The organism is Flavonifractor plautii ATCC 29863 (genome assembly GCF_000239295.1).
GTDB classification, from domain to species: domain Bacteria; phylum Bacillota; class Clostridia; order Oscillospirales; family Oscillospiraceae; genus Flavonifractor; species Flavonifractor plautii.
In genome coordinates, this window is sequence record NZ_JH417790.1 from 1729 (window position 1) to 7545 (window position 5817).

The 5817-nt window shown below is 63.9% G+C and carries 4 protein-coding genes; 2 read left to right on the forward strand and 2 right to left on the reverse strand.

What is annotated here, in order from left to right; translation table 11 throughout:
* Positions 1 to 112: 112 nt before the first annotated feature.
* Entirely contained in the window at positions 113 to 2056 is a 1944-nt protein-coding gene (locus HMPREF0372_RS10360; RefSeq protein ID WP_155117009.1) for a VanW family protein, read from the reverse strand.
* A 268-nt stretch (positions 2057 to 2324) separates the two neighbouring features.
* On the opposite strand from HMPREF0372_RS10360, the gene HMPREF0372_RS10365 reads away from it, so the two are divergent.
* Complete coding sequence (locus HMPREF0372_RS10365; protein ID WP_007491955.1) at positions 2325 to 3482, forward strand: 5-bromo-4-chloroindolyl phosphate hydrolysis family protein; 1158 nt, start codon at positions 2325 to 2327, stop codon at positions 3480 to 3482.
* 107 nt (positions 3483 to 3589) lie between these two features.
* Here the strand turns inward: HMPREF0372_RS10365 and HMPREF0372_RS10370 are convergent, their stop codons facing one another.
* Positions 3590 to 4132, reverse strand: a complete 543-nt coding sequence (locus tag HMPREF0372_RS10370) for a stage V sporulation T C-terminal domain-containing protein (RefSeq protein WP_007491956.1) — start codon at positions 4130 to 4132, stop codon at positions 3590 to 3592.
* A 175-nt stretch (positions 4133 to 4307) separates the two neighbouring features.
* Between HMPREF0372_RS10370 and HMPREF0372_RS10375 the strand changes: the two genes are divergently transcribed.
* Positions 4308 to 5507, forward strand: a complete 1200-nt coding sequence (locus tag HMPREF0372_RS10375; protein WP_007491957.1) for an ATP-binding protein — start codon at positions 4308 to 4310, stop codon at positions 5505 to 5507.
* Positions 5508 to 5817: the final 310 nt, after the last annotated feature.

Below are 5817 nucleotides of genomic sequence, written 5' to 3' on the forward strand. Positions count from 1 at the left end.
AGGGAACCCTGACGGTTCCCTTTCACACTATCCTCCCCTCCGAATCCTTTCGTTGGAGGGGTTATCGACAGTCTCAGCGGAGGCCCTTTGGGCCTCCACTCTTGTTTTAGGGTCAGGCGGCGGGCGCCGCTGAGGGTACGGCCGCCGGGGTGGAGCCGGTTTCCGGCGTGACGGCCGGGGTCTCCTCCACCGGCTCCATGCCGGGACCGACGCCAGATTCCGGTGTGGCGGTGGCCTCCACAGGAGGGGTATATGCCGGCGGGGACTCCGGGCTGGGGGGGACAGTTGGACTGGGCTCCAGGGGAAGCACAGGTGTGGCGGTTGGGACGGGCGACGGAGTGCCGCCTGGCGTCGGACTGGGCGCAGGGGAGGGGCTGGGGGACGGCGATGGGGTGGGGGTGACCGGCGTAAGGGTTTTCAGACCGGTGGAGGGGTCAATCCCCCAGCGGGCCGCGTCAGCGGGGTTGTAGTAGTACACCGCGTCGGACGCCTTGTAGGTGTTGCGGTACAGCAGGGTGGTGCTGATGGTCTTGCCGTTCTTGTCCACCAGCTTCTGATAGAGATCCACCGTATAGCCGTTGTAGCGGGAGTAGTTGGGGTCCCGCTGGGGCTCGGTGCCCACGGGAATGCTGTCCTTGGGCTGGTAGGTGTTCTTGTAGGGCACGGTGGAAATGACCACGTGGTAGGGCTCTCCGTGGATGCCGGTGGTATCGGTGCCGTAGATGGTCACATGGAGCTTGTGGTTTTTGTCCAGATAGGACTCAATCTTGATGGGGTAATCGGTGTTATTCTGGAAGCGGAAGTCCAACTGGTCGCTCCACACGGTGGCGTCGGTGCCGATGACGGGCATATAGCCGCCGTTGAACTGGTGCTTGTGGCGCTCCACAATCTCCAGATTGGCCTTGAGGGTAACCCAGTAGAGGTTGGACGAGAGCTGGCAGATGCCGCCGGCGGTGGCGTCCACGCTCTGGCCGTTCTGGTAGGTGCCGGCGGCCTTGTAGCCGCTGGCCAGGGTGTAGGGGCCCACCGTGTCGTTATAGGAGAAGGTCTCTCCGGGGAGCAGGATGGTGCCGTTGAGCCGCTTGGCCGCCAGATCGATGTTGTACCAGCGGTTGGAGGGGCCGGCGCAGGTGGTGGAACCGCTGCCCAGCACATCCTTGAAAAGATTGGCCTCCAGCTTGGCGGTGGTCAGCTTCGGCTCGGTGAGAAGCAGGGGGACGGACACCGTCTCTCCCTCCCCGGCCGCATCCAGCACAGCCTGGGCCTGGGCCGTGTCGAAGTCCACTCCGGTGACCGAGGGGACGATCTCACGCGTCTCCTTGTCTAAGTAGGCATCGGCAGGTTCGGCGGCGACCTCGGACCGGATGGCGTCAAAGTCGGGGGCGGCGGGGGGCGCGGTGGTCACCTGGGCCTCGATGGGGGCATAGGAGGCCGGCTCGTCATTGGACACCAGATGGCCCAGCCGCTCGGCCAGGGCATCGGTGAGAGCGGCTACGTCAATGGTGCGGCCGGTGACCCCCTTGTGGAGCACCAGCTCGGTGTCGGTGACCTCCCAGGTGGTCTGGGCCTCCGGGTCGGAGCACTCCTCCACCGCCCGGGTTACCGCGTCCGGCGTGCCGGTCAGTGTCACGGGGACGGAGTAGCGGTTGCCATGCATCACGGCGGCGAGATACCGCCCGCCCCGGGTGAAAAAGCTGCCGGCCTGGTCGGTCAGAGCGGCGTCCACTGCGGCGGCGGCGTCCACGGAGACAGAGGGATCGTCACCGTTCACCGCATAGCTTTGGCCCGCGCAGGTGAATTCGGCCCGGCTGTCCGCCAGCAGGCCGGGCAGGGCGCCCCCCAGGGCGGCGGTGGCTCCTTCCCGGGATTGGCCGCTCACGTCCACCCCGGCAATGGAGGTGTTGGGCAGGAAAGCGCTGCTGCCCGCATAGGCGCAAAGCCCTACATATCCACCCGCCAGTGCCAGGACCAGAACGAGGACAACGGCCAGGGCGATTTTTCCGCCCCGGGGCATGCCCGGTCCCCTTGCGACCCTCTTTCCATCCTGATTTTCCATCTTCATCAACTCCAAAACATCACAGAGGATGTAAAATACGACTACTATTATAGGACTTCGTCCCGGGAAAAGCAATTACAGAACGGTTACATAGCACTTCCGGCGGAAAGCGCTTTACATGCCCCGGATTTCGCAGTATGATAGAGAGGCTTCAGCGGGGCGCAATCTAATCTTTCATCTTTTTTAAAGAACTTATCCAGCGAAACTTTAACACTTCTGTGATAGAATAACAGACAGAACACGCGGCAGTAACAGGAGGGCGGTGCCCATGGCAAGCTATCGAAATGAAAATCGACCGGATTCGGGGGACCTGCTCTCCTGGATCATTACCATCGTATTGCTGGTCAGCCCGGTCTGGCCCATCGGCCTTATTCTGCTGCTCCGAAAGCTGACCGGAGGTTCCAGGCGCAGAGCCTCCCGCCACCCTTATGATATCCAGCGGGAGGGAGGCCCTGTCCCCGGCACGCAGGGAATGCCCGGCGCCCAGCGGCAGACGCCTCCGGTGGGGCGGCAGCATGTGGGCCGCAGCCCCCGGCAGGGCAGGCCGGTGAACCTGGACCGGGGCAAGGGCCTGACCGTATGGGGAATTGTGTTGACCGTGATCTTCGGCATCGCACTCACCGGATTCCCGGTGGTGGCCATGAGCGGCGGCTTCCTCTCCGCCCTGGCGGTGATGTCCCCGGTGATCGGCTTCTTCGGCGGCGGCCTGGCCATGATCTGGGCGGGTACCCAGCGCACTAAGAAGGCCAAGCGCTTCCGCAAGTACCTGGCCCTCATCGGCAGGCGGGAGAGCATCTCCATCACCACCCTGGCCCAGGCCATGCCGGTGTCGGTGCACAAGGCCTGTGACGATCTCCAGGATATGCTGGACAGCGGTATTTTAGAGACGGGCTATCTGGATATGTCCACCGGCCGTCTGATCCTCAGTGACGAGGGCCTTCAGGAAGAGGCGCCCCCTGCCCCCGAGCCCGACGAGCCGGAGCCGGAGGAGGACGTGCTGGACATGAACGACGATGACGCGGTGCTGGGGGAAATCCGCCGACTCAACGACGATATCGACGATCCGGTCATGAGCCAGAAGATCGACCGCATCGGAGAGATCACCGGCAAGATCTTTGCCTATCAGAAGCAGAGCCCCAACCGGGCGGGCCAGCTGCGCAGCTTTTTAAGCTACTATCTGCCTACGACCCTCAAAATCCTCCGGGCCTACGCCCGTATGGAGGAGCAGGGCGTGGAGGGAGAGAATATCCGCTCGGCTAAGGCCCGCATCGAGGGCATGATGGACAAGGTGGTGGAGGGCTTCGAGAAGCAGCTTGACAAGCTCTTCCAGGACGACGCCATGGATATCGCCACCGACGTGCAGGTGCTGGAGCGCATGCTGGAGAAGGACGGACTCTCCGGCGGCGGCATGACCCTGGGCGGTTAGGTGAATACGTACAGGAGGCCCCTGCCAGCGGCAGGGGCCTCCTGTATGCGGTCTTTTTGGAATGATAGGGGGCATCCGAACAGGGATGCCCCCTATCATCATTGGAATCAGGATTCCATGTGCCGGCCCAGGAACCCGGCGATGGTCTGGGCCAGCTTATAGTCGGTTTCACTGCTGGCCAATTCGCCCTCCGTGCCCACAAAGAGCACACAGCCCAGTACGTCGCCCTCGGACAGAATGGGGGCGGCGCAGGCCACGAGATACTTGCTTCCGTCGTCGGTTACAGGCACCGCCTTGTCGCCTGCCTGGTACTGATAAATCTGGCGGCCCTCCATAATCTGCTCCAGCTCAGAGGAGATCCGCTTGTCCGTCAGCTCCCGGCGGGCCAGGCCCGCCACGGCGATGCAGGCATCCCGGTCGGTGATCACGGCGATCTCGCCGGTGGTCTTGTTCAGAGTCTCGCACATCTGGCCGGCGAAGTCGCCCAGGCCGCCCATCAGGGAATACTTTTTGAAGATGACGCCGCCGTCCTTGTCGGTATAGATCTCCAGGGGGTCGCCCTCGCGGATACGCATGGTTCTGCGGATTTCCTTGGGAATGACCACGCGCCCGAGATCGTCGATACGGCGCACGATACCAGTCGCTTTCATCTATAAACTCCTCCTGCGGTTGTAGTTACAGCCCTTATTATCCGCAGGTTTCTTTTGCCTATGCGGCGCAGCCAGTGGTTTCATTTGGAAAGAAAACGCGGACATTGACAGCCGGAGGGGAGGCGCTTACAATAAAACCGACACAGATAGAACAAACGCGAGAGGGGAGAGGAAAATGACAACCGACATGCTGCGCTGCGCCCTGCGGGGGGTAGCGGCCTACCGGCCTGTTGTGGATGAGCCAGTGATGCGCCTGGCGCTGGGGGTACTGGATAAGCTGTCCGCCGGGGACGGCAGCGGGGCCGTGGAGGACTACGCCCGGCTGTTCTATGCCCTGCGGAGCGCGGGGAGCCGGAGCCTGGGGGAATGGCTGGACGGCCGGCTCCGGGATCGGGAATCCCCCTATGCCGCTCTGGCGGAGCGGGGCGGGGAGGACCCCGCCCTGGAGGCGGCCGCCCGGCGGGATATTGAGACGTTCACCCTGCTGGCGGAGCTGGACTGGGACCAGGTGCTCGCTGAGGTGGGGGGGAAAGCGCCGCGGGAGTATGGGCCGGTGCTGGCCAACCTGCCCCGGTGGCGGGGGAGCAGCCCGTTTTCTTTTGCGGAGCTGACGGAGTTCTACCGGGCCAACGGCGCGGGGCTCTTTGCCCGGCACCGGGCTTTCCTGTGGGAAGATGGGGCGCTCTGCCCGGTGGAGCAACCCGACTGTCCCGGCGCGGACGAGATGCTGGGCTATGAGCTCCAGCGGAACCGGGTCATCGCCAATACCAGGGCCATGCTGGAGGGCAACCTGGTGAACAATGTACTCCTGTATGGCGACAGCGGCACCGGCAAGTCCGCCACGGTGAAGAACCTGCTCACCCTGCCCGGCTTTGAGGCCCTGCGCCTCATCGAGGTGCAGAAGGAGGGGCTGGCTGATCTGCCCCGGCTCATCCGTACCCTGGGCGGGCGGCGGCTGAAATTCATCCTGTTCATCGATGATCTGGCCTTTGATCAGGACGACAAGACCTACTCCGCCCTCAAGACCATCCTGGAGGGCGGCTTAGAGCGGCGGCCCGCCAACGTGGCAGTCTATGCCACCTCCAACCGCCGGCGGCTGGTGCGGCAGACCTTCTCTGACCGGGCGGGGGACGAGGTGGACGCCAGTGAGACCATTCAGGAGAAGACCTCCCTGTCCGACCGCTTCGGCCTGCGCATACCCTACTTGGCGCTGAATCAGGCGGAGTTCCTGGAGCTGGTGGAGGGGATGGCGGAGCAGGCGGGGATTGCCTTGGACCGGGATAGTCTTCGTGCCGAGGCGGTCAAGTGGGAGATGCGCAACCCGGGCCGGACGCCGCGAACGGCGAAACAATTCATCGCCAGCCTGAGCCTGTAACCGGGTGTCCCGCATCTCCCACGGACGCGGAAGTGCCCCGCCGCCCCGCGGCGCACAAGCGTTTTGCCGGAGGCAAAACCTTGGTTGAGGCGAATTGACTTCGCCTCAAGAGAATGGAAAAAAGGGGCCCCCGCGGGAGGGAACCTCCCGTGGGGTGAGATGCGCAACCCGGGCCGGACGCCGCGAACGGCGAAACAGTTTATTGCCAGCCTGAGCCTGTGACCGGGTGTCCCGCATCTCCCACGGGCGCGGAAGCGCCCCGCCGCCCCGCGGCGTACAAGCGTTTTGCCGGAGGCAAAACCTTGGTTGA

What these genes read in the sequence shown, in the direction of transcription:
- HMPREF0372_RS10360 (WP_155117009.1), bottom strand. Translation starts at nt 2,056, where the DNA reads ATGGAAAATCAGGATGGAAAGAGGGTCGCAAGGGGACCGGGCATGCCC.
- HMPREF0372_RS10375 (WP_007491957.1), top strand. Translation starts at nt 4,308, where the DNA reads ATGACAACCGACATGCTGCGCTGCGCCCTGCGGGGGGTAGCGGCCTAC.
- HMPREF0372_RS10365 (WP_007491955.1), top strand. Translation starts at nt 2,325, where the DNA reads ATGGCAAGCTATCGAAATGAAAATCGACCGGATTCGGGGGACCTGCTC.
- HMPREF0372_RS10370 (WP_007491956.1), bottom strand. Translation starts at nt 4,132, where the DNA reads ATGAAAGCGACTGGTATCGTGCGCCGTATCGACGATCTCGGGCGCGTG.